At 42.7% G+C, this 24800-nt stretch carries 16 protein-coding genes; 13 read left to right on the top strand and 3 right to left on the bottom strand.

Annotation, left to right across the window (positions count from 1 at the left end; translation table 11 throughout):
* Positions 1–214: 214 nt before the first annotated feature.
* The 5 genes from H5123_RS15180 (at position 215) to megL (ending at position 6527) form a co-directional block, all read left to right on the top strand.
* Positions 215–1264 (top strand): 3-oxoacyl-ACP synthase III, encoded by a 1050-nt coding sequence (locus tag H5123_RS15180; RefSeq protein ID WP_124016191.1) that lies wholly within the window; start codon positions 215–217, stop codon positions 1262–1264.
* A gap of 59 nt (positions 1265–1323) precedes the next feature.
* Positions 1324–2199, top strand: a complete 876-nt coding sequence (locus H5123_RS15175; protein WP_182698507.1) for an alpha/beta fold hydrolase — start codon at positions 1324–1326, stop codon at positions 2197–2199.
* Positions 2200–2325: 126 nt separating this feature from the next.
* Positions 2326–4020 carry an olefin beta-lactone synthetase gene (oleC, locus tag H5123_RS15170; protein ID WP_182698506.1) on the top strand — a complete coding sequence of 565 codons (1695 nt, stop codon included), beginning with the start codon at positions 2326–2328 and terminating at the stop codon, positions 4018–4020.
* Positions 4008–5072 carry a 2-alkyl-3-oxoalkanoate reductase gene (gene oleD, locus H5123_RS15165; RefSeq protein ID WP_259395677.1) on the top strand — a complete coding sequence of 355 codons (1065 nt, stop codon included), beginning with the start codon at positions 4008–4010 and terminating at the stop codon, positions 5070–5072. Before oleC ends, oleD begins: the two co-directional genes overlap by 13 nt.
* 270 nt (positions 5073–5342) lie before the next feature.
* Positions 5343–6527 (top strand): methionine gamma-lyase, encoded by a 1185-nt coding sequence (gene megL, locus H5123_RS15160; protein WP_182698505.1) that lies wholly within the window; start codon positions 5343–5345, stop codon positions 6525–6527.
* 574 nt (positions 6528–7101) lie between these two features.
* On the opposite strand, the gene H5123_RS15155 is transcribed toward megL, so the two are convergent.
* The 3 genes from H5123_RS15155 to mnmC form a co-directional block, all read right to left on the bottom strand.
* Positions 7102–7494 carry a hypothetical protein gene (locus H5123_RS15155; protein WP_182698504.1) on the bottom strand — a complete coding sequence of 131 codons (393 nt, stop codon included), beginning with the start codon at positions 7492–7494 and terminating at the stop codon, positions 7102–7104.
* Between the two features lie 3 nt (positions 7495–7497).
* Complete coding sequence (locus H5123_RS15150; protein WP_182698503.1) at positions 7498–9588, bottom strand: LapD/MoxY N-terminal periplasmic domain-containing protein; 2091 nt, start codon at positions 9586–9588, stop codon at positions 7498–7500.
* A gap of 1046 nt (positions 9589–10634) precedes the next feature.
* Positions 10635–12725: an FAD-dependent 5-carboxymethylaminomethyl-2-thiouridine(34) oxidoreductase MnmC gene (gene mnmC / locus H5123_RS15145; protein WP_259395676.1), complete on the bottom strand. Its 2091-nt coding sequence runs from the start codon at positions 12723–12725 to the stop codon at positions 10635–10637.
* Between the two features lie 132 nt (positions 12726–12857).
* Here mnmC and fabB point away from each other — a divergent pair, with 132 nt between their 5' ends.
* The 8 genes from fabB (at position 12858) to H5123_RS15105 (ending at position 24792) form a co-directional block, all read left to right on the top strand.
* Entirely contained in the window at positions 12858–14072 is a 1215-nt protein-coding gene (fabB, locus tag H5123_RS15140; RefSeq protein WP_165870081.1) for a beta-ketoacyl-ACP synthase I, read from the top strand.
* Between the two features lie 810 nt (positions 14073–14882).
* Positions 14883–16019, top strand: coding sequence for a 4-phosphoerythronate dehydrogenase (locus H5123_RS15135; RefSeq protein ID WP_182698502.1), 1137 nt, complete (start codon positions 14883–14885; stop codon positions 16017–16019).
* A gap of 180 nt (positions 16020–16199) precedes the next feature.
* Positions 16200–17216, top strand: coding sequence for an aspartate-semialdehyde dehydrogenase (locus H5123_RS15130; RefSeq protein WP_124016162.1), 1017 nt, complete (start codon positions 16200–16202; stop codon positions 17214–17216).
* Between the two features lie 290 nt (positions 17217–17506).
* Complete coding sequence (locus H5123_RS15125) at positions 17507–21184, top strand: FimV/HubP family polar landmark protein (protein WP_182698501.1); 3678 nt, start codon at positions 17507–17509, stop codon at positions 21182–21184.
* A gap of 128 nt (positions 21185–21312) precedes the next feature.
* A complete protein-coding gene (gene truA / locus H5123_RS15120) occupies positions 21313–22098 on the top strand; it encodes a tRNA pseudouridine(38-40) synthase TruA (protein WP_182698500.1) in 786 nt (261 codons plus the stop codon).
* Positions 22099–22187: 89 nt separating this feature from the next.
* Positions 22188–23465 (top strand): bifunctional tetrahydrofolate synthase/dihydrofolate synthase, encoded by a 1278-nt coding sequence (gene folC / locus H5123_RS15115; protein WP_182698499.1) that lies wholly within the window; start codon positions 22188–22190, stop codon positions 23463–23465.
* Positions 23466–23536: 71 nt separating this feature from the next.
* On the top strand, positions 23537–24151 hold the full coding sequence (locus tag H5123_RS15110; RefSeq protein ID WP_124016158.1) for an SPOR domain-containing protein: 615 nt from the start codon (positions 23537–23539) through the stop codon (positions 24149–24151).
* Between the two features lie 152 nt (positions 24152–24303).
* Positions 24304–24792, top strand: a complete 489-nt coding sequence (locus tag H5123_RS15105) for a CvpA family protein (protein WP_124016157.1) — start codon at positions 24304–24306, stop codon at positions 24790–24792.
* The last annotated feature ends 8 nt before the right edge of the window (positions 24793–24800 follow it).

Below are 24800 nucleotides of genomic sequence, written 5' to 3'. Positions count from 1 at the left end.
ATACTAGTCTATTTACCTTAAAACTGTGAAAATCAACATACTAGTTAATCAAGCAATAAAATCTAACCATAAATAATTATCCAAATGACGGTATTGGCTTACTGTTTTTGATTGAATAATTAGGCCATTCTTGTTCAAATGGCGGGTTAATAACGAATAACAACTATTCTAGTGGCTTTTGGGCTTGCTAGAGCGAAGCGAATTATACGGTTTAATGAAATATTCACGCGTCTTTATCAATAGTCTGGCCTATGAGCTAGCACCACAAGTAGTGTCGAGTAGCGATTTAGAATCTCGCTTGGCGCCACTGTATCAAAAGTTTCGTATTCCAATGGGGCAACTTGCCGCATTAACCGGAATTACCGAGCGTCGCTGGTGGCCTAAAGGTCATCGTTTATCAGATGGTGCCATTGCTGCAGCACGAAAGGCCTTGAATGAAACCGGAATCAATGTCAGTGATTTAGGCGCGGTGGTTTACACCGGTGTCTGTCGTGACCAACATGAACCCGCTACCGCTTGTCGTATTGCTGCTGAACTCGGGGTGTCTAAAGACACTGCAATCTACGATATCAGTAATGCGTGTTTAGGTGTGTTGTCGGGCATTTTAGATATTGCTAACCGCATCGAGTTAGGCCAAATCAAAGCCGGTATGGTGGTGTCGTGTGAATCTGCACGAGACATAGTTGATGCGACCATCGACCACATGTTAGCTGAACCGACCATGCAAAATTTTGCTCAATCACTGGCGACATTAACCGGTGGCTCAGGCGCTGTTGCGGTAATTTTAACCGATGGCACTTTGGACCTTAAAACCACTCGCCAACACCAGTTGTTAGGGGCGAGTCATTTGTCTGCACCAGAACATCACCAATTGTGTCAATGGGGCCTGCAAGAAGCTGGGCACTTGTTGTACCGTGAGTTTATGCGTACAGATGCTGTCACCTTATTGAAAGAAGGTGTCGAGCTTGCCAAGCACACTTGGGAGCATTTTTTAGAGCAGCGCGATTGGGTTGTCGAACAAGTTGATAAAGTCATTTGTCATCAAGTGGGGGCTTCCAATCGTCGACAAGTGCTCAATGCATTAAATATACCCCACGAAAAAGAATATCCCACCTATCAAACATTAGGCAATATGGGCACGGTCTCACTTCCTGTGACGGCGGCAATTGCTCATGATGAAGGCTTTTTACGTGTTGGCGATCAAGTCAGCTTTTTAGGAATAGGCAGTGGCTTAAACTGCATGATGTTAGGAATTAAGTGGTAAGCCTATGGCTGCACTGACGTTTTTGCATTTCATTATAAAAATAGTTAACAGGATGCATCATGCTAGACAACTTGCTGCCATTTAAACGTCATTTTTTAGATCGTAATGGCAATAAACTGCACTATATCAACGAAGGCCAAGGCGAGCCTGTTGTGATGGTGCACGGTAATCCTAGTTGGAGTTACTACTACAGAAATTTAGTCAGTGCCTTGAGTGATTCCCATCAATGTATTGTGCCAGATCATATTGGCTGTGGTTTATCAGACAAGCCTGATGATCCTCAATATGATTACACTTTAAAAAGCCGCATTGACGATTTAGAAGCTTTGCTGGACAGTCTTGATGTTACACAAAACATTACTATAGTGGTGCATGACTGGGGCGGTATGATTGGTATGGGCTTTGCGGCGCGTCATCCCGATCGCATTAAGCGTATCGTGTGTTTAAACACTGCAGCCTTTCATTTGCCTAAAACCAAGCCGTTTCCATGGGCGCTATGGATTTGTAGAGAAACTTTGCTAGGCACCTTGCTGGTTCGTGGCTTGAACGCGTTTTCGTCAGCGGCTTCTTATGTCGGCGTTAAGCGAAAGCCAATGGCAAAAGAGGTTCGAGAAGCCTACGTTGCGCCTTTTAATTCGTGGAAAAATCGTATTTCGACCTTACGCTTTGTGCAAGACATTCCCCTAAAGCCAGGCGATCGTAATTATGATTTAGTCACCAGTATTGGCGACAGCTTAAGTCAGTTTGCTGATGTCCCGACATTGATTTGCTTTGGCTTACAAGATTTTGTATTTGATAAGCATTTTTTACAAGAATGGCGACAGCGAATGCCTCATGCGACTGTGCACGAGTTTGCTGACTGCGGTCATTACATTCTTGAAGATGCCAGCGACGAAGTCATTGGCTTAATCAAAGATTTTATCGCAAAAAACTAATCCGACTAAAAGGCTCATTTGAGCCTTTTAGTGATTTTAAGCGTCTAAAAAGTTTGGCTTGGTTATCTGTGTTATCACAGCAAGCCTGCTCAGATGAATCATCCACATTAGTCAGAATGAATAAACATGACTCAAACCACCGTTGTCGCTAATGCCAATATCTGCCAGCATCTAAACACCGCTGCGCAAACCATGCCAACAGAGCTTGCCGTTGCTGTGCAACATGCCAAGCAAGGGCGATTTGATTATCAAGAAATTGATTTTATCAGCCTGCATCAGCAATCAGATATGATTGCCAAAGGCTTATTGCAATTTGGTATTACGCGCGGCATGAAAGCCGTGTTAATGGTGACACCCAGCCTTGAGTTTTTTTCGCTTACCTTCGCCTTATTCAAGGCTGGGATTATTCCTATTCTGGTCGATCCTGGCATGGGCATTAACAACCTTAAACAGTGTTTTGAAGAGTCACGCCCGGATGTGTTTATTGGCATACCTAAAGCCCATATTGCAAGGCGTATCCTCGGTTGGGGTAAGGGCAGTGTTAAACACCTTATTAATGTCGGAGGCTCGGGTTTACAGCGTTGGTTAGCCAATGCGATTAGCCTAGAAACCATAATTGAAATTGGCCGTAATCAAGCGCAACCACTTAAGATAGCATTGCTTGAACGCGATGAAATGGCGGCGATTTTATTTACCAGTGGTAGTACAGGAACCCCCAAAGGCGTGGTTTATAGCCATGGGATGTTTGAAGCACAAATTAGCGCCCTTAAACACGATTACGGTATTACTCCTGGCGAGCGAGACTTAGCCACATTCCCGCTATTTTCATTATTTGGCCCAGCACTGGGCATGGCGTCTATTGTGCCCGACATGGATGCCAGTAAACCCATTAGCGCCAATCCTGCTAATTTGTTTGCTGCAATCGATCAATATCATTGCAGTAACATGTTCGTTAATCCCGCCTTATTAGAACGCTTAGGCCAAGCGGGCGAACAAACTCAGCATAAGTTAACCAGTGTTAAACGGGTTATTTCAGCTGGTGCGCCAGCCACAATTAGCTCGATTAAACGTTTTAGCCAGATGCTTAACCCACAGGTTGAAGTGCTGAATTCTTACGGCGCGACAGAATCTTTGCCTATCAGCATGATTGGCAGTCATGCATTGTTTGCTACTAGCGAATTAACCGATCAAGGTAAAGGCATTTGTGTCGGTAAGCCAATACAGTCTGTCAGTGTGGATATCATTGCGGTTACTGATGCAGCGCAGCCTGAATGGGCAAAGGTTAATAAGCTTAGCGCCAACCAAATAGGTGAAATCGTGGTGAGTGGTCCCATGGTCAGTCAAGCCTATTATCAACGTCAACATGCGACAGACTTAGCTAAAATTAACGATGGTGATCGCGTCATTCATCGTATGGGTGACGTAGGGTATATCGACGATCATGGCTTATTGTGGATGTGTGGACGTAAAGGTCACATAGTTGATGCTACGCGAGGTAAGCAGCGACTTAAACGCTTTTATACACTGCCCTGTGAGCGAGTGTTTAATACTCATCCTCAAGTTAAGCGTTCCGCCATTGTTGGCGTTGATGTTAATGGTGATATGGTTCCGGTTTTGTGCGTCGAATTACACAAAGGCATTGTTTGCTCAACCTCTAAGATCCTTTATCAGGAGCTAATGGCATTGGCTCAGCAGTATCCACATACTGAAGGCATTGGGCGCTTTTTAATTCATCCAGATTTCCCTGTCGACGTGCGTCATAATGCGAAAATATTTAGAGAAAAACTCGCCATATGGGCCCAAAAGCAATGGAAAGAATAACGATGGATTTGGCAGACTTACATCCTTTGGAGCAAGCTGCATTGAAGCAGTTAGCGCAATCGGTCAGCAAAGTTTTTGTGACCGGTGCGGGTGGCTTTCTTGGATTCGCCATTTGTCAGCGTTTATTAGCTGCTGGAATTGAGGTTGTCGGTTTTGCCAGAGGTCATTACCCTAAGCTTATAAAACTTGGGGTTGATATGCGTCAAGGTGATATTAGCGACTTTGCTAGTGTAAAACAGGCAATGCAAGGTTGCGATTTAGTTTTTCATGTGGCATCAAAAGCTGGCGTGTGGGGCAGTAAACAAAGTTATTTCTCGCCCAATGTCGATGGCGCAGCCAATATCATCAACGCATGCAAAGCGGTTAATATTCAAAGGTTAATTTATACCAGCACCCCAAGTGTAACGTTTGCTGGTGTGGATGAAAACGGTATTAATGAATCTGCACCTTATGCTACTGAATACCTTAATTACTATGGTGAATCGAAAGCCATCGCTGAGGCCATGGTATTAAAAGCCAATCATCCCATGTTAAAAACAACCGCCTTAAGGCCGCATTTAATTTGGGGGCCAAATGATCCTCATCTGGTTCCGCGAGTGATCGAACGGGCTAAAGCAGGGCGCTTAAAGTTGGTAGGACACCAAGATAAACTGGTCGATACGATTTATGTCGATAATGCCGCTTATGCGCATATTCTGGCGGCAGTTGATCTTGTTGGCGCCGCCAACAGTGCCGGTAAAGCCTATTTTTTAAGTAACGACCAACCGATTACAATGGCTGCAATGCTTAACCAGATCCTAGCTTGCGTTGATTTACCGCCAGTGACCAAGCGAGTCCCTGCATCTGTTGCTTATGCTGCTGGTGTGCTGCTTGAAACAGTCTACGGCTTACTTAACAAACAGCAAGAGCCCATCATGACTCGCTTTGTCGCAAGACAATTATCAACCAGCCATTACTTTGATATCAGCGCGGCAAAACAAGATTTAGGCTATCAGCCGCTGGTGAGTATTGAGCAAGGAATGCAAAAGCTTAAGTTATCACTGTCGCACTAATTGCCTGTTTATCATCTGCGTTGGCGGTTTAAGCTGTTAGCGCAAAATACCTTCGATTATTGCCCATGATAATCTGCACTATAGAAAATCCCCTTACTAAAAACACCACACTAAATGGTTTGTAAAATTGTTTTTACATTATTGGTTTTGGTTATTTTTTAGCAATCGCTTGGTTATATTTTATTCCACTGTATCTTGAATCCCGACCACCATAAAAAAGTTACCCTAAAGAGGGTAACAACTCATAACAAGGTGGCGCAGGGAGAAGCAATGCAAGACAACAAGAACAACACATGGAATTTAGCAACCTTAGCTATTCATGGCGGCCATCAACGCGAAGCCTTTGGCTCACTTACTACACCACTTTACCAAACCGCCACATTTGTATTTGATAACGTAGAGCAGGGTGGTGCTCGTTTTGCTGGCGAAGAACCAGGCTATATTTATACTCGTTTAGGTAATCCAACCACTGCAGAACTCGAGCGTAAAATGGCGTTGCTTGAAGGCGCAGAAGATGCGGCCGCAACCGCATCCGGTATGGCTGCTGTATCAAGTGCACTACTAACCCATTTACATGCAGGCGATCACTTGATTGCTTCCAAAGCCGTCTATGGTTGTACCTTTGCGTTAATGACCACTCAGCTGACTCGTTTAGGCATTACCAGCACCTTGGTCGATTTTACTGATATTGCAGCAATAGAAGCGGCTATTATGCCCAATACCAAAGTGATATTTTGTGAAACCCCAGTGAACCCACATTTACAAGTATTTGATCTTGCTGCAATCTCCAAGGTTGCTAAAGCCCATAAATTGGTATCAATAGTCGATAACACCTTTATGACGCCCTTATTGCAACAACCTTTAGCCATGGGTATCGACATGGTGATCCACAGTGCTACCAAGTACTTAAATGGCCATGGTGATGTTATTGCCGGTATTGTGTGTGGTAACGCCGAGCACATGCACCGACTCAAATATGAAATACTCAAAGACTTTGGTGGCGTGATATCCCCACACGATGCTTGGCTTATTTTACGCGGCTTAAAAACCTTAGATGTGCGATTAACTCGCCACTGTGACAACGCTGAAGTATTAGCTGAATATTTAGATAAACATCCTAAATTTAGCCAAGTTTTTTATCCAGGGCTAAGTCATCATCACGGTCATGGTTTTATCGGTAAGCAAATGAAACGCGCCGGAGGGGTGATTGCATTCGAACTCAAAGGCAATAAGCAAGACGCGATCAACTTTGTTAATCGTCTCGAGCTCTTTACCATAGCAGTCAGTTTAGGTGATGCAGAATCCCTAATTCAACACCCAGCATCTATGACCCACTCACCATACACTCCAGAGGCACGATTAGCCGCAGGTATCACCGATAATTTACTGCGTATCTCGGTTGGTTTAGAGAATGTTGAAGACCTGATAGCAGATATAGAACAAGCACTGCTGTAATAAAATTATACAAGCGGTAAGTCAAATGAAACACCTGGATCCCTGATACAAGCACTCAGGGATTACGTGCGGGTGGTGCTTACAGTTACATGCCAATACAAAGCTAGTAGGTGATGCTTACCAATACTTCATACAAATAACGCCCACTACCTCGTCATTCCGGCAATGCTTTTGAGCCGGAATCCAGGTGTAGATTTTTGCTTTTACACAAGGTCAACAGAAACACCTGGATCCCTGATACAAGCATTCAGGGATGACGAGCGGGTGGGGCAACACCTAGTAGCTAGAACCTAGGAACCCAAATCTAAGCAACACCTGGATCCCTGATACAAGCACTCAGGGATGACGTGCGGGTAGGGCGAAACCTAGAACTTAGGAACCCAAATCTAATCAACAGCTAGAACCATACAACAGATCTCGGGAATAACGATTGGATAATGATTCTGTGTGGCGGCTAAAGAATATATTGAATTTTAGCCATAAAAAAACAGCACAAATTGCGCTGTTTTTTTGTTTAAAGCAAATTCGTTTTGTAGTTATGTAAACTGTATTAAAACGAAATCGCGTTAAAAAATTAGTTGCTAGATATTGTTCCAGTGCCGCCGCCTGAGCCGCCACCGAAGCCTGGGCCACCTGGAGCTGGAGCTGCACCAAATGCACCGCCGCCAGCAGTTTGTGCATCTTCAAGATTGGCTGCAACAATAGGAGGGTCAATCCCATTAGCAATCGCAATCGCTAAGATGTCATCAGAGCTCAAACCTGCAGCAACAGCAGCTTTTAATGCTTCTATTATCAATGCTTCATCGCCATTAGCGGCAACAAGATAATTAGCTAATTGTGTTGCAGCTTCTGAAACTGGAGTATTTTGAGTACTAGCGATTAAAGTATTTTCAGCCATAACGGTGGCAGACATGCCCGAAGTCAATAATGCTGAAACCAATAACAGGGTTAATTTATTTTTGCGCATTATTTATTCTGCCTTGATGTTTGTTGAATAACTAAAGTTATTCAGTTGCAATGCGCTGATCCATGTACTTGTAGCATTAACGGGAATAATTGTGCTGAAATTTCGTACAGCATACAATCCATTACCTTGTAAACCATCGATATTCATGAGTGAAAAATGTTCACCTATAACGACTGATTCTACCTGTGGTGCGATGATTTTAATGCCAATACCATGACAAATTTGAATCACCGTTTGAACAAAAAAGCGTGTGTCAGATTCAGCTATGTCACGCACATAACTAGGATCAATCTTAATGTAATCAATGTTTAAGTTTCTGATGTAGCAAAATGAACTCAAGCTAGAGCCAAAACGTTCAATGGCAATATCAATATCTAATTGTTTCGCTCGGCTAATAAACTTCTCTGTCGATTCAAGCGAAAGCATTGCACCAGACTCGTTAAATTCATACAAAAGTGGTGGAAGGGTTCTATGCAATTTTTGGTATAAATCAAACAACCAATCGGTAAACACTGGGTTATGCAGCGCACGGTTACTAATGTTAATCGCCACACGCGTGTGTTCAATGTGTTGCAGCTTATAAAAAATAAAACACACAACAGCTTGTTCAAGATCTTGCAACAAGCCCAATCTTTCAGCCATGGCAAACACGTCTAAAGTTGATAAATTTTCTCCCGCTATTTTAAAGCGAACAAACGACTCAACATATAAAATCGATTGATTATCATCTACTACAGGCTGGAGCATTAAATCGAATAATTTATCTAACGGAATACACTTAATGGCAAAATCTTTGCTGCTAGAGTGGTTAATTTCGTTTTTGAAATACTCAGTAAACTGAGTCAAAATTCCAACCCATTCTTCACGCGAATGATTCTTTTGCATACCCTGAGCAGAAACGAGCCCCTTGGCCTTATCTGCATATTGATTATGAACAAGCTGATTATCTAAACGCATCACGACATCTGCAAAGTCTTCTTGATGGTTTACGCGGGTGAGGCTGTGTTTTGCAAAGCCATTACCAAAACGTGATGAGCTTTCAATCAAAATACTCTCAGCAATGTGCTCATCGACTTCTTTGGCTTCATCTTCAGTAAGTGAACTCAAAAAGGCAAATTCAGACCCAGAAATACGGTATAAGGTCGACTCTTGTAAACTGTTTATCTGCTTACTAAAAAGCTTTGCTCCAGATAAAATATAGTCATCACCACTGCCATAACCTTCATCGTCATTCACCTGCTTTAAAGAGGTCATCGACAACAAACCTAGATAAAATCGGTTTCCGTGTTGTTCATACTCAGCTTGAATCGACTCAAACTTTTTTAACAATGCTCGGCGATTTGGCAACCCAGTATGCGAGTCAATGTAAACCTCACGCGACAAGGTTTCTGCCAATTGAGTTTGTTCGTTAAATGATCGCTGAATATTCTCAATCATACGATTAATCGCATTAACTAAAGTACGTAATTCAGTGGTAAAGGGCTTAATAGGATTAAGCTCAAAGCGTTTTTGAATCACAGACTCAGCTTGCTTCTCAATACTATTAAGAGGTGTTAATACCGACTTTAAAATGAAGTAAGCACACAATAGGGCTATAACAAGTTGAAATAACGTTGAAGTTAAATTACTAACCGCATGATCCCATAAACTTTTATATGACGTACCTGCATGCGATTGCACTTCCAGTTTACCGGAAATACGCCAGCCGTCACTCACTTCACTGGTCATTACAGGAGGATGCAGCGTAAACCAACTGATAAACCATTCTGGTACAGCAAAGTTACCTTGAGGGTTGGTGCGTTCAAATAATACTTTGCCATCAAGATCGGTAAATGTGATGTGTTGATAATAGCCTGAATCGAAAATAGCATTGGTCATTGTTTCTGCAATTACCAGGCCTTCTTCATCCATAAAAGGTGATATCGATAATCCTAAACTGTGTGCAGCACCTTGTGCATGAGATGCCAACTGCTCATTTAAATAGCCACGCATATTCGATACATTATTGTATAACGTAGCGCCAAAGCTAAAAATCGATAAACAACCTATTAGGAGATACAACTGAAATCGTAACGACATTCCTTTAGAAAACATGGTTTGCTCCAGCGCATTTGTAACGATTATTCGCCATTTTCAATTCGATTTATTAAATCAGTCCAGTTTTTAGTGCCACCACGTGTGAATTTATCCATGGTAAACACAGCAAACTTAGCTCAGTATAAAAATATACATAAATGTAGTAATAATAACTCACATCATAATCTAGTTAACTTTAAAACGACAATAAAATGACGAATTGTATCAATGGATATCTGTATCACCACAAAGTAAAACGGCAACATACGAATTTAGTATCATTTTAACCCAAAAGTAATTAAACGAATGGTTTTGGTTGTGTCAATTTTTTGGCACGCAACTTGGTTAACCCAATGGGTCAATAGGTAATTTCAACACAAATTTTGTCCTGAACAGTCAGATTAAGCGTAGAAAAAAATCTATTCACTACGAATATCAATATAGAAACATACAATTAATGATGATTTTTAATTTTTATTAAATATTACGTGGTCAAACATCCTCACTGATTTTAGAGCTTGGAGATAGCTAATCATCCAAAGCTTCAACATACAAGTGGTCAAGTAGTGCGTCATAAGTTTGTTGGCTAGTTAAGCATGTTGCTAACAAGCAGTAAAATCATGTTTCAATTATGCTCAAACTGGTTTGAAACTATAGCCTGATTCAGTAGTGATCAAAAAGCATTTACCAAGGGACCTCTATTGTTTCGTTCTGAAGCGTTAAACCTCAAAGAAACAGATAATTTGAAACGCATCATAGTAATCTGGAAACAGTAATCTAGGGGTGGTAGCGTGTCTTTTTAGCTAAATAGCCATCATCCCGAAATAGAGAGATGCAGTTATTATTGAATTAATCAACAGCGTCACTGCTAGGTTCATAAACGCTGCCATCATTAGGCTCAACGACGCCGTCATCACCAAAATATATTATCGGGAATCCAGCTTTTATGATTTTGAATTTTCATCGCCTACCATCATTGTATCTTCTTGTTATCTGTTTATGCTTCTACTTCTACTTCTACTTCTACTTCTACTTCTACGTCTATATCGCTTGTTATCGCTTTCTCACATCAACGCCTTTCCTTTTAGCAATTTACGCAGCCACATTCTGTTGGGGCCAAGCAAAGCTTGTAGCTCTAGGCTTAGTGGTGATAGCTCGCCGCAGAGGTTTGCTGCTAAGCATTCTGCTACAAGTGGGCCTGAGCTTAGGCCGCGTGAGCCGAGTCCTCCTAATACATATAACCCGTCATAAATTGGTGCTGGTGTTGTTTGCCAGTAACGTTGCCATAGGCTAGGCTTGTCTTTCGATTGCTGCTGCACGGCATATCGGGTAGATAACGCTTCAACATCAGGTACGCAGCCCATTACTGGGAAATGATCGCGACTGACCATCCTTACGCCAACTCTGGCATCGTTGTTTGAAACATCAATATCGTTAGGCCAGTTTGAATTGGGAAAGCTTTGTTGCATTTTTAGACTGTTTTCATATTGTTCTAATGGACAGAAATCTAAGTGCTTAGGATCTTTGACATAGCTTGCTCCCACGCAATGAAGTTGATTGTGTTGTGGCGTAAGATAACCATTAGCGCAGATAACAGTATTGAGATGTGCCAATTCACCTTGTGGAGGAACATGGCTCACTTGGCCTCTAAAACCGGTGATTTGTAGCTGTTTTGTTTGCTTGTAGCGAGTCAGTTCAGCACCTGATGCAATGACGACCTGGTCGTGACTTGCTATAAGGGTGTTATTTTCGCCACTAAGCAGTTGCCAGCCAGATGGATGTGATTCCAGTGAGCTAATGTCACTATTATAGATAACGCGAACCTTGGCTAATGATTGTGCTTTGATAATGCTAGCCTGTGCGAATTCAAACGGGCAGGCCCAGCCACCTAATGGATAATAAAAGCCCGATTTATCGATATCCACTTTGGCAAGTTGTGTCGCTTGGCTCGGGTTTACCTTAAAAGCAATTTCAGTTGGCCATACTTGACCATCAATGATTTTATCTAATCTTGTTTGGCTGCGTTGATCAAAGCCTGTGTGCAAAACACCACACCAGTCATGACTAATATTAAATCCATTATCCGCTAAAGCCTGAATTCTTCGTCGGCTGTATAGAAAGGCTTGTTGAAAAAACTGACTTAGTGGGCCATTTTCTGGCGTCAATAACGGATAAATAGCGCCTTGTTTGTTGCCCGAGGCGCCTTGTCCTAGTGTGTCGTCTTTACAATAAATGACCACGTCTTTACCACGTTCAGCTAAAGATAGGGCAAGGCTTGCTGAAGCAATGCCTCCACCTATAATAGCGATAGGACTGCCGTCGTGAGAAGGTAAAGGAGGCATGGGGTTATAAGCGAAATGTTGGCGGGTTTGTTGTCTCAGTGCCTGACGTTCTGCAATAGCAATGTCATCATTTTCTTGTGATGATGTGGCAGTTAAAAAACCGCAACGTGATAATTGCTCATTAATGGATAGCGCAACATCGTCATGACTTGTACTGGCAAAAAATCTTGCATTATCAGTACTAATGCGTCCACATTGCCAAAGCAGTTGCTGATTAAAATAATGATCCGAATGAGTCTCTAGGCTCGTATGGGGTAGGGCAAACCAATGTGTTATCCTTTGTTTATTCGGCGTGGCGATAGTCTTAACTTGCTCCAGTGGCAAACCTTGATACAGGTCAATCGTCACTTGGCTTTGCAGGAGACTTAGGCGTTGGCAACCTTCGATTGCAGCTATTTCACAATCGAGCAAAGCGTGAGCAAAAGGGCATAATGGATGATGTGTATTTAGTAGCCCTTGTTGTTGCCATTGATGTTCAAGTTGCTTGCGGTTTATGGCGATGGGTTCAAATACACTAATATGAACTCGTTTGTGGACCTGTTTTAAGTCATTTTGCAGGTTTACCTGTTGTAAGGCTGCTAATAGCAGTATGATTTCGTGACCATTACCAAAACCAAATTGACCTAGTGTTAATAATTCACGCTGATTGCGGTTAGATTTTGCATCATAGTCACTGGTTTGCAATACAGTACTGATATAGTGGTTAACTTGTTGTGAATATCGACTGTTTTGATTGACGTTGTCGCCTAACAATTCACAGATTGGTAATGTGTGTAAGTTGTTAGATGTAGATAACAAAGTAGTTTTATTCAAAATATTTTACTCAGAGCCGATAAGTTGGCATTATTTTACCTGCGTTTATGGAAAGCTGACCACTTAATTGCGTTAAAGCAGCTATGATTGCCACAATTAAGTACCGACATGTACCAAATGGATAGTATAAAAATGAAAAGAGTCGTGATCACCGGAATGGGTGTTGTTTCAAGTATCGGCAATAACAAGCAAGAAGTGACAGAGTCATTGAAAGCGGGTCGTAGCGGTATTACTCACTCGGCACAGTTTGAAGAAATGCAACTACGCAGCAAAGTTTGGGGCGACATTAAAATGAACCCAGCTGATCATATCGATCGTAAAGCGTTTCGCTTTATGGGCGATGCTGCTGCATATGCTTACATAGCTATGCAGGAAGCGATTGCTGATGCTAATTTAACAGAAGAACAGTATTCTAATTTCCGTGTCGGTCTGATTGCTGGTACGGGTGGCGCATCGTCAAAAAACCAAGTTCAGGCTGCTGATACGCTGCGTGAAAAAGGCGTTAAGCGTGTAGGACCTTATATAGTACCTCGTATTATGTCTAGCACCGCAAGTGCTTGCTTGGCGACACCGTTTAAAATTAAAGGTATGAGCTATTCAATTAGTTCAGCTTGTGCCACTTCGGCCCATTGTATTGGCCATGCTGTTGAACTTATCCAGATGGGTAAGCAAGATATGGTGTTTGCTGGTGGTGCTGAAGAAGTTGATTGGACATTAACCATGGGTTTTGACGCTATGGGTGCGTTATCAACTAAATACAATGATACCCCTGAAAAAGCGTCTCGAACTTATGATGCTGACCGTGATGGTTTTGTTATTTCTGGCGGCGGCGGGATTGTTGTTGTTGAAGAATTAGAGCATGCATTAGCACGTGGTGCGAAGATTTATGCTGAAATTATTGGCTATGGCGCAACATCTGATGGCTACGACATGGTTGCTCCGTCTGGCGAAGGTGCGGTGCGTTGTATGCAGATGGCATTAGCCGATGTCGATACGCCGGTTGATTATATCAATACTCATGGTACTTCTACTCCAGTAGGTGACATGCGTGAACTTGAAGCGTTACGCGAAGTATTTGGTGAAAAAATGCCAGCTATCGCGTCAACCAAGTCTTTGACGGGGCACGCTTTAGGTGCTGCGGGTGTTCATGAAGCGATTTACAGCATGATCATGATGGAAGACAGTTTCATTGCGCCAAGCATCAACATCGATAACCTTGATGAAAAAGCGATTGGCATGCCAGTGGTTCGTGAAATGCGTAACACTGAGTTGAACACCATTATGAGCAACAGCTTTGGTTTTGGTGGCACTAATGCAACATTAGTGATGCGTAAATATAAAGCATAATGCGTTGTTAGTGGCTTAAGCCGCGAATGATGTTGAAGCCAGCTTGGGTAACCTTGCTGGCTTTTTTATTGCCTTTTGCCTAGAGAAAAAACGATAACTGGCGATTACAAGCGAACGCTGCGCTTATAGGAATGGCTAAATGCCTAAATTCTAGGTCGCTTCGATGCGAGGTACTATAAAAGCAAAAAGCCAAAGCTGGATCCGTCCCGGCAGCGTTTCTGAGCCGGGATAAAAGCATTCGAGGATGACGGCGTTGGGGATCCGTGATGACTTTATTGGGTCTGTGATAACGGTGTTGTGGATCCGTGATGACGGAAAACTTCATGATGACTGTTCTGGGCATCGGCAATCGCTGTTTCGTCCTATCCGTCGGGCTAACGCTGTTTCTCCTTATCCGTTGGGTCAACGTTGTTTCGTTCTATCTGTTGAGCCAATGCCGTTTTGTCCTATTCCTCGAGCCAACGTTGTTTCGTTCTATCAGTTGGGCCAATGCAGTTTTGTCCTATTCCTCGCGCCAACGTTATGTCGTCCTATTTGTTGTTCCAGCAATGTATTCACTCATGTAATCAATAATGTTTTCACTTACGTCATCCCGGTAACGCTTTTGAGCCGGGATCCATTCTTGGCTTTAGCTTTTCATTCCATAGCGCCGATGTCGCTTTGCTGTTAGGGGCTATAACATTAAAGTCTACCACTGGACTCCCAATAACCGATCTTGGGAATGACGAGCTGGGTGAATTTGGTATAAGATACTGGCCATAAAAAAACGCGATGCCATGTCGTTAAACTCGCAGTGAATAAGATACCCAAATGAAAATAATTGCCGATGAAAACATGCCTTATGTTGATGCCTTATTTGGCTATTTAGGCAAAATAGAATATGTAAACGGCCGAACCTTGACCCCTAAGCAAGTCGAAGATGCCGATGTGTTACTGGTGCGTTCGGTGACGAAAGTGAATGCTGCATTAATTAACAATGCACATAAACTTAAATTTGTCGGCAGTGCGACCATTGGTACCGATCATGTTGATGTTGAGTATCTTTCGACGCGCAATATTTACTTCACTAATGCCCCTGGTTGTAACGCCACAGCAGTCGGTGAGTATGCTTTTATTGCCATGTTGGAATTAGCTCAGCGTTTTGGTGAGTCTTTAGCCGGTAAAGTGGTGGGAATTGTCGGGGCTGGTAATACCGGCACTGCAGCCGCGAAGTGTATGCAAGCTTATGGGCTAAAAGTGTTGTTGTGTGACCCCATTAAAGCATTGCAAGGTGATACCCGTGAGTTTGTGTCACTTGATACGATTATTGAGCAGGCCGATATTATCAGTTTGCATGTGCCTATCACCAAAGAAGGTGAGCACAAAACCTGGTACTTGTTTGATGAAACTAGACTGAATAAGTTAAAACCCAATACCTGGTTACTAAATTGCTGTCGAGGTGAGGTGATTGATAACCGAGCGTTGATCAAATTTAAACAGCAACGCGATGATGTCAAACTGGTGCTTGATGTGTGGGAAGGTGAACCTAACCCAATGGCCGAATTAGTTGCCTTGGCAGAGTTTGCAACACCGCATATTGCTGGTTATAGCCTTGAAGGCAAAGCTCGCGGTACGTTTATGTTGTATCAAAAGTGGTGTGAGTTACTTGATTTTCCAGTAAAGAAATCATTGGAGAGTTTATTACCGGCGTTCCAATTTAACCAAATTGTTAGCCAAGGCGATTTAACTGAAGGCCAATTGCTGAAATTGTCGCGTTTGGTCTATGATTTACGTGATGATGATTTTAACTTTAGGGGGTGTTTTTCAACCGCGACAGGTTTTGATCTAATGCGTAAAAATCACACTTATCGTCGTGAATATAGTGCTATCTCGTTAACGCAATCTGTGGACTATTTATCTGCTGGTTCGATAAATCCATCGATGTTGAATGCTTTAGGTTTTAATTGATAAGCTAATGTGAATATTGCCGACAAGCGCACAGATTAAGGCTAAAAAACAGTAATTTTAGCCAGTTGAGAAAAAATCACTTCAAAGTCGGCTTTTTTAGTACATTAACCCTAGTAAAGCACAACTAAACTAGGGTAGATTGATTGCTCAAACTGGAAAATATGGAGTCGGGCGTTAATTATGTCTCAAGAATTTAATGTAGTCGTTTTAGGTGCATCGGGCGCAGTGGGTCAAACTATGATTGAGATCCTCGAGCAGCGTAATTTTCCGGTTGCTAAGTTGTTTCCATTAGCGAGCAGTCGCAGTGCTGGCGAAACGGTCAGTTTTCACGGTAAACAAGTTGAAATTCTTGACGTAGAAACGTTTGATTGGACCCAAGCACAAATTGGTTTCTTTTCTGCTGGTGGCGATGTTTCGGCTAAATGGGCGCCTATTGCAGGTGAAGCAGGTTGTGTCGTCATCGATAATACTTCACATTTTAGATATGACGTTGATGTGCCATTGGTCGTGCCTGAAGTTAATCCAGAAGCGATTGCTGATTTTCGAAATCGCAATATTATCGCCAATCCTAATTGTTCAACCATCCAAATGTTAGTGGCGCTCAAGCCTATTTATGATGCGTTTGGTATTTCACGTATTAACGTGGCGACTTATCAGTCTGTATCGGGTACCGGTAAAAAGGCGATTGATGAGTTAGCGGGTCAATCAGCTAAATTACTGCAAGGTTTGCCTTCAGAGCCGTCGGTTTATCCTAAGCAAATTGCGTTTAACGTATTGCCGCAAATCGATGTGTTCATGGAAAACGGCTACACCAAAGAAGAAATGAAAATGGTGTGGGAAACGCAGAAAATTTTTGGTGACGATGAGATTGTCGTTAATCCAACGGCTGTGCGCGTGCCTGTTTTTTATGGTCACTCAGAAGCTATCCACATTGAAACTCGTCAACCTGTTGATGCCGAAGATGTTAAAGCCGTATTACGTAACGCACCTGGCGTAGAATTATTTGACGATGATAGCGAATATCCAACAGCTGTCACTGAAGCCGCTGGTAACGATCCTGTTTACGTTGGTCGTGTTCGTAAAGATATTTCTCATTCTCACGGTATAAATTTATGGGTTACTGCCGATAATATTCGTAAGGGTGCAGCATTAAACAGTGTGCAAATCGCCGAGATTTTGATTAGAGATTATTACTAGTCACGTTTTTATGATCAGTAATGACTTAATCAGTTACGCGATTTAGTTTAAAAAGCCTGCAATGCGCAGGCTTTTTTCGTTTTACTGATCCCAATAGTAGCAGGTGTGGTAAATCTAGTTTATAGTCGTAAACATATCATTTTTAACATCAATAACATTGAAATTGCCTGCGAAATTGGCTCATCATGGATGTGATCAGATATAGTTAACGACCATAATACTAACGATAAAAATTGCCTAAAGCCTGTTGCCAAGTCGGTAACTCAATAGCGCTAAATGGGAAGGATGGGATGACTTTGCGTACTTCATATATTGTAGGTTTGATCGCCTGCACAGCCGTTGGCTTAACCAGTGTACAAATTATTGAGTCGGCACAAGCTGAAACGCTCAAAATTACTGGTCCCAATGGCGAGGTTAAACAACCAGCCAAACGCCAATATGGTCCGACGACGTCAAGAGATACCTTTTGGAGTATTGCGCAAAAAGTCAGACCCAGTGACAAGGTTAGTGTTTATCAAGTGATGGCGGCGTTATTTGATGCTAATCCGCACGCATTTAGCGGTAATAATTACAATACATTAGAGCGAGGAATGATATTACTGATTCCTTCTGCCGATGAGATAGCCGCTATTCCCAATGATGTCGCTAAACGCCGCGCAGAGCAAGATGACAGCCGCATGAGTAGACAAACTCAGCCCCGTCCCGCCAGCAAACCGGTGCAATCTCCTAAAGTGGATATTGCCAAAAAACCTACAGCAACAAAACCACTGCAAATAGCCCCACAACCCCCTGCTGTTGAGGTTCAAACCAAAGCGATTAACCAAGCGAATGTTGTTGAAGTGAGTGAGCTAAACAGCTCGCTAGATAAAGCGAATGCAAAAACATTAATGCTTACCGATGAGTTAGCGCGCTCACAAGATGAGTTAATGGTCAGTAACAATGACAATCAAGCGCTGAAAAACAAAATTGAACAAATGTCATTAAACATTTCGTCGCTTGAAGAAGATTTACAGTTATTACGCGAAAAATTTGATGCCCTAAGTTTAGAAAATAAAAAACTCGTAGATCAAGGCGAGAATGCTGCCCCCGTTATTGAGGAGCCGACTGACTTTTGGCGCAGCTTAATGGACAACACTATGTTGCTGATCTTGGCTGCATCGGTGCCGCTTTTGGCGATATTTGGACTTATATTTTGGTTACTCAGTCGCCGGAGTAAGAAGTCTCAGCAGTCTGAGGCAAATACAGAAGCTCAAGCCGAGAAAGCGCTCGATCCAACACAAGCCGCTGACGACTCTGACGATATAGTGGTTCATTTAGATACTGATGATGAAGAGTCGATTGATGATTTATTGGATTTAGATAGCGTTGATTTACAGCCTGAAGTCCAAATGAGCGGTGATGCTGAGATGGACATGGCTTCAGATATGTTCATTGATGAAAAAGTGCCTGAAGATGAGGGCACTTCTTTAGACGATTTATGGGCTGAAGCCATGGATGATCAAGATTCTGATCTGCCACCGCTTGAAGATGACGATGATCTCGACAGTCTGCTTGCTGGGTTAGATGATGATCCTGATCAATCCCTAGATTCTACCGCGTCAGAGGATGATATAAACAGCTTATTAGCTGAGCTAGATGCTGACGACATTGTAAATAATGACACTGATGCTTTAGATGCAGCTGCCGAAGATGACATTGATTCGTTATTAGCTGAATTTGATATGCCAGCAGAGTCGGTTGCTGCAGCTGCTGCTGTAAAACCTCAGCAATCAACTGCCGAAGATGATATTGACTCTTTATTGGCTGAATTTGATATGCCGGCTGAGTCTGACGATGCTGATACACCCATTATGGCGGATAGCGCCGAAGATGATATCGATTCATTATTGGCTGAATTTGATCTGCCAGCTGAGTCTGATGCTGCGCCTGCACAGAGTAAACCCGAAGCGGCCACCGCCGAAGATGATATCGATTCATTATTGGCTGAATTTGATCTGCCAGCTGAATCTGATGCTGCGCCTGCAGTAAGTAAACCCGAAGCGGCCACCGCCGAAGATGATATCGATTCATTATTAGCTGAATTTGATATACCGGCTGAGTCTGATGATGTGCCTGCAGAGAGTAAACCCGAAGCGGCCACAGCCGAAGATGATATCGATTCGTTATTGGCTGAATTTGATATGCCAGCGGAGCCTGGAGATGTGCCTGCACAGAGTAAACCGGAAGCGGCCACAGCTGAAGATGATATTGATTCATTGTTAGCTGAATTTGATATGCCAGCGGAGCCTGGTGATACGCCTGCTGAATCGGATGAGACTATATCTGCAGATGACGCTATATCCACTGATGACACCAATACTGAAGATAATGCTGACGAGCTGCTTGCTGGCTTATCTGCCACCAAAGATGAGAGTGATCAAGATGGTTCGCAGGATAGCGGCGATAACCGTGCTGAAGCAGACGAATTGGCACCTCTTACCAGTGATTCGGTTGACAATGATGATGACATTGCCGCGTTAATTGCTGCTGAGTTACAAGACGATGCAGATGACCAAGATGAACAGAGTAGCGATGAAGATATTGATTCATTATTAGCCAGCCTAAACGAACCGGTTATTGATTCTACATTTGCCGAAGAAGATGATGATTTAGCGGCGCAAATTGCGGCAGAATTAACCGATGAAGATATCACTGATGCTAATGACGATAATGAAACCAGTGATGATGACATCGATGCATTGTTAGCTAGCCTTAATGACCCGGTTATTGAGTCTGATACCACTGATAAGGACAATGCTGCGCTACAAGCACAAATTGCCGCTGAGTTAGAGGATGATACCGCTGCTGAAGAACTTGTCGCCGATGATGAATCTATCGATGATGATATTAATGCTCTATTGGCCAGCTTTGAAGAGAAAGCAACCGACGATTCACCTTCTGCCACTGATGCTGAGAGTTCGACATCTGTCGAAGAAGCTCTTGAAGATAATGAATTATTTGACGAGTTTGACCAATATCTTACTGAAACTGAAACTGAAACTGACTTGGCTTCAACAGACGATGATGTTGAAGACAACCAAGCTCCTGCGGCAGCAGAACCCAAAGTTGATACTGCAGTCGACAGCGAAGAGGAAGACAACAGCTGGTTGGAGGCTGAACTTGAGGCTGCATTAGCATCAAGTAGCGCGACTGACAGCGATGTTGATAGTGATACCGAGGTTGAGCCAGAGCCTGCTACTAAAATAGCGACAGAGACAGATGATGATGGTCTTGAGGCATTGTTGGCTCAAATGGACGATGACGATACGCCGCCATCGGTCGCGCAAAATAAGGCCAATAAAGATTCTGGTTTCTTTAATGATCTTAAATCGAGCAAACCTAAACCTGAGTTATTAGATTGGGAAAGTGATTTACTTAATGCGGTTGAGTCAGCGGCTGATGAAAGAGAAGTCGATGAGCCACAGGTAAGTGATGATGATCTATTGGCAGCATTTTCACAGTCATTAAAAGATGATGACAATGATGATGACTATAGCTCTGAAGACGATTATATCCTTAGCGATAACAACTTAACGGTTGATGAAGCATTAGCGGCACTTGACGAAAAAGAACGTAGCAAATCTTCAGCATATAAAGCCAGTGATGATGACTTAATGCGTTTTGAACGTGAAAATGGCTACATTGATATTGATAAATTGTTGAACGATGCGGATGAAGATGACGATAAAACAGATCAATATAAAGACGTTAGTGTTGATATGGGCTCTGTAAACTCGTTAATCGGCAATCCAGATATGGTTGATGTTGATGATGAAGAAAACTCTGTTAATGCCAAACTTGATTTAGCCAGGGCATACATTGAAATTGAAGATCAAGACAGTGCTCGAGCATTATTAAAAGAAGTGCAAATCGACGGTAATGAACGTCAACAATTAGAAGCTAAGAATTTAATTAACAGTTTCAGTTAACCCACTAAATGAGGTTTCATAGGCTTAAAATACAGGCTTATGTTGACCATATAAAAGCAAACGGCGCAGATACATGCGCCGTTTTTTTGTGATAAACTGCGCGCCATTATTGAGTAGAGGATATAGGCATGCGGGTCGCGTTAGGTGTTGAGTATGATGGTAGTGGGTTTTGTGGGTGGCAGCGCCAACTCGATGTCGATTCAGTGCAAGCCCAGATTGAGAAAGCGTTAAGTTATGTGGCTAACGAGCCTATAACCGTATCGTGTGCTGGACGAACTGACACCGGAGTACATGGTACTGGGCAAGTGGTGCATTTTGATACCAATGTGCAACGTCCAATGACGGCGTGGACACAAGGCGTTAATGCTAATTTACCCAACAGTGTGGCGGTGAGATGGGCAAAAGAAGTTGATGACAGTTTTCATGCCAGATACAGTGCATTGGCCAGACGCTATCGTTATGTCATTTATAATCATAAGCTACGCCCTGGTATTCTCAGTGCCGGAGTGAGTCATTATCACGGCGATATTGATGAAAAACTGATGCATCAAGCTGCGCAACTTTTTGTTGGTGAACACGATTTTACCAGTTTTAGAGCGCTGCATTGTCAATCTAAAACCCCATTTCGTAACGTGCATCAAGTCAATGTGACTCGCCAAGGCATGTACATCATGGTCGATATTCAAGCTAATGCATTTTTACATCACATGGTGCGTAATATTGTGGGTTCATTATTGCAAATCGGTTTAGGCAATCAACCTATCGAGTGGATCTCTGAACTGTTGGCTCTGAAAAATCGCAAGCAAGCTGCTGCGACGGCTAAACCTAATGGATTGTATTTAGTCGATGTGACTTACCCAGAGCAATATCAACTGCCTAAGTTGTCTCTCGGGCCATTGTTTATGCTCGACTAAAGTGATGTTAGTCATTTTTGAGTTGTTAAACCCAGAGTATATTACTGCAACACCTGCTAAGGTTTGCATACGTTAAATGGTATTGAATTATGTCAATCGCGTCTGAAATTACTGTTCCTAATCAACAATCAAGCTTAAATCAATGGCTGGATTATTTACTGGCTATTCATCCTAGTGAAATTGATATGGGATTAACTCGAGTGAGCGCTGTTGCTAGGCGTCTTGAGGTGATTGATTTGGCTCCTGCTAAAGTGATTACTGTAGCCGGTACCAATGGCAAAGGCACAACCTGCGCCATGCTCGCGTCGATTTTACGCCAAGCTGATTTGTCGGTGGGTGTTTACAGCTCACCGCATTTACTGCACTACAATGAACGAGTACAGATTAATCAGCAAGACGCCAGTGATGCCTCTCTTATTGAAGCCTTTTGTGCCATTGAGGCCGCTCGTGGTGATATTTCATTAACCTTTTTTGAATATGCTACCTTAGCCGGTTTATATTTGTTTAAAGCTGCTAAAGTCGATGTGATTATTCTGGAAGTCGGCTTAGGGGGCAGGTTAGATGCCACCAATATGATTGATTCCACCGCCACGATCCTTACCTCTATTGATCTTGATCATCAAGAATATTTAGGTGATACCCGTGAACTGGTTGGCAGAGAAAAAGCCGGTGTGTTTCGCCCCGATTGCCTGGCCATTGTTGGTGAACCCGATTTGCCGATGAGCGTCACTGAATATGCACATCAAATTGGGACTACACTTTATCGTGTTGGTCATGAGTTTGATTACCATAAAGACCAGAGCCATTCAGACCAATGGCATTTTACATCGATGCAGCAAACATATTCAGGGCTGAGTGTACCAAAGCTACCACTGGCCAATGCGGCGAGTGTTGTAGCCTTGCTAAGCCATATTTGGCCGCACATTAGTCAGCAGCAGATTAACCAAGGTTTGCAGCAAGCTCAACTCGCTGGACGATTAGAGCAAGTCAGTGAGCAACCATTAGTACTCTTAGATGTGGCACATAATCCCCATGCGGCCAGATATTTAGCCCAGCAATTGCAGGCGTATCAAGGTCGTCGTATTGTAGCCTTGTGTGGCATGCTTAAAGATAAAGATATTACGTCAGTATTAGCGACATTAGCCGAGCAAATTAGTCAGTGGAACTTCGTCAGTTTAGATATTCCACGTGGCGCATCAGCGCAAGCTCTACGTCAAGCATTGCCTAATGATACATGCCGTGACCGTGCCAGTGAGTTTGTTGATATCAGCAGTGCATGGCACGCGATCCAAACGACAGTGAAAGCCGATGATGTAGTCATTGTATTTGGCTCTTTTTATACTGTCGCAGGGTTTAAATTGTTATAAACACTATTTGTTTAAGACGTCGTTTTTAGAAATCATCATAAACGTCATTTGGTTAAAGAAGGGAATTAGCTTTGAATCGTCAATTTCAAAATCGTTTGGTAGGAACCATAGTACTCGTGGCCTTGGGGGTGATTTTTTTACCTGATTTATTAGACGGTAAAAAAGCTCAGGTTGTTGAGGAGTTCACTGAAATTCCTTTACGACCAGCTAGATTAACAGCTCCAAATCGCCCTAATTCTGCTGAAAAAGTAGAAGAGTTCCAAGTATTAACGATTGCAGAACCACAAGACCTTAGCAACGATATTGTGGCATTAGGTGAAGAGGAAGCAACCAAAGAACCGGCTAAAGAAGTGGCTCAAGTAGTTGAAAAGCCTGCTGTGGTTAAAACGGTCAAAAAACCTCAAGTCCAGGTAGCGAATAAAACCTCTGCACCGATCACCGCAGGCTTTACTCTGCAGTTAGGCGGTTTTAATAATATTACTAATGTAAAAGCGTTGATTATTCAACTGCGTAAAGCCGGATTTACGGCTTACACACTGCCTAAAACACCTGTCGAGGGGAAACTCACCCGAGTGTTCGTTGGCCCTGAAGTATCAGAAGATAAACTTAAAGCTCGTCAGCAACCTATATTCAAATTAACCGGATTAAAAGGCAAAATCGTTGCCTATAATCCACAAGAACAATAACCTATTCAGACGGTATTTTGCTTGGGTGATTAATATTTACAATTTGATTGTTCTTAATCACGCAAGAATAATTTGTACAATCAGAGGTGAGAAACATCTCTGTCTCTGTTAGAATCCCGCCGTCTTGAACCCTATACCGGATCCCCATCTTCATGGTTTGGATTGATTACGCAATTATTATCGTCATCGGGTTATCAACTGTAATCAGTTTGATCCGCGGATTTGCCAAAGAAGCCATGTCTCTTGTGGTTTGGTTTGCTGCATTCTTTATCGCTAGCCAGTTTTACCTCGATCTTGCTGCTCATTTAACCCAAATGCAGGACGAGTTAGTCAGAAACGGTGTGGCGATTGCTATTCTTTTTATCATTACCCTGATCTTAGGGGCACTCGTTAATTATTTACTCGGCCAGTTAGTGGCCAAAACAGGCTTATCGGGCACAGACCGAGTGTTAGGCCTGTGTTTTGGTGCCATTCGTGGCGCGTTGATCGTTAGTGCTTTACTGTTTTTCATGGATGCGTTTACAGCATTTCCAGATTCTAAATGGTGGCACGATTCTGTACTTGTACCTGAATTTGGTGTGGTTATTCAGTGGTTTTTTAACTATCTGGAAAACACGTCAAGCTTTGTACCCCAAATATAAACATAAAA

The sequence above is a fragment of the Shewanella sp. SR43-4 genome (genome assembly GCF_014163845.1).
GTDB classification, from domain to species: domain Bacteria; phylum Pseudomonadota; class Gammaproteobacteria; order Enterobacterales; family Shewanellaceae; genus Shewanella; species Shewanella vesiculosa.
Note: the sequence above shows the minus strand (reverse complement) of the source record. Positions and strands in the feature narration are given on the sequence as shown.

Bases quoted from the DNA above. Each gene is read 5' to 3' on its own strand.
- oleC (WP_182698506.1), top strand. From the start codon at position 2,326: ATGACTCAAACCACCGTTGTCGCTAATGCCAATATCTGCCAGCATCTA.
- H5123_RS15180 (WP_124016191.1), top strand. From the start codon at position 215: ATGAAATATTCACGCGTCTTTATCAATAGTCTGGCCTATGAGCTAGCA.
- megL (WP_182698505.1), top strand. From the start codon at position 5,343: ATGCAAGACAACAAGAACAACACATGGAATTTAGCAACCTTAGCTATT.
- H5123_RS15155 (WP_182698504.1), bottom strand. From the start codon at position 7,494: ATGCGCAAAAATAAATTAACCCTGTTATTGGTTTCAGCATTATTGACT.
- folC (WP_182698499.1), top strand. From the start codon at position 22,188: ATGTCAATCGCGTCTGAAATTACTGTTCCTAATCAACAATCAAGCTTA.
- truA (WP_182698500.1), top strand. From the start codon at position 21,313: ATGCGGGTCGCGTTAGGTGTTGAGTATGATGGTAGTGGGTTTTGTGGG.
- H5123_RS15105 (WP_124016157.1), top strand. From the start codon at position 24,304: ATGGTTTGGATTGATTACGCAATTATTATCGTCATCGGGTTATCAACT.
- H5123_RS15175 (WP_182698507.1), top strand. From the start codon at position 1,324: ATGCTAGACAACTTGCTGCCATTTAAACGTCATTTTTTAGATCGTAAT.
- oleD (WP_259395677.1), top strand. From the start codon at position 4,008: ATGGAAAGAATAACGATGGATTTGGCAGACTTACATCCTTTGGAGCAA.
- H5123_RS15135 (WP_182698502.1), top strand. From the start codon at position 14,883: ATGAAAATAATTGCCGATGAAAACATGCCTTATGTTGATGCCTTATTT.
- H5123_RS15150 (WP_182698503.1), bottom strand. From the start codon at position 9,588: ATGTTTTCTAAAGGAATGTCGTTACGATTTCAGTTGTATCTCCTAATA.
- H5123_RS15125 (WP_182698501.1), top strand. From the start codon at position 17,507: ATGACTTTGCGTACTTCATATATTGTAGGTTTGATCGCCTGCACAGCC.
- fabB (WP_165870081.1), top strand. From the start codon at position 12,858: ATGAAAAGAGTCGTGATCACCGGAATGGGTGTTGTTTCAAGTATCGGC.
- H5123_RS15130 (WP_124016162.1), top strand. From the start codon at position 16,200: ATGTCTCAAGAATTTAATGTAGTCGTTTTAGGTGCATCGGGCGCAGTG.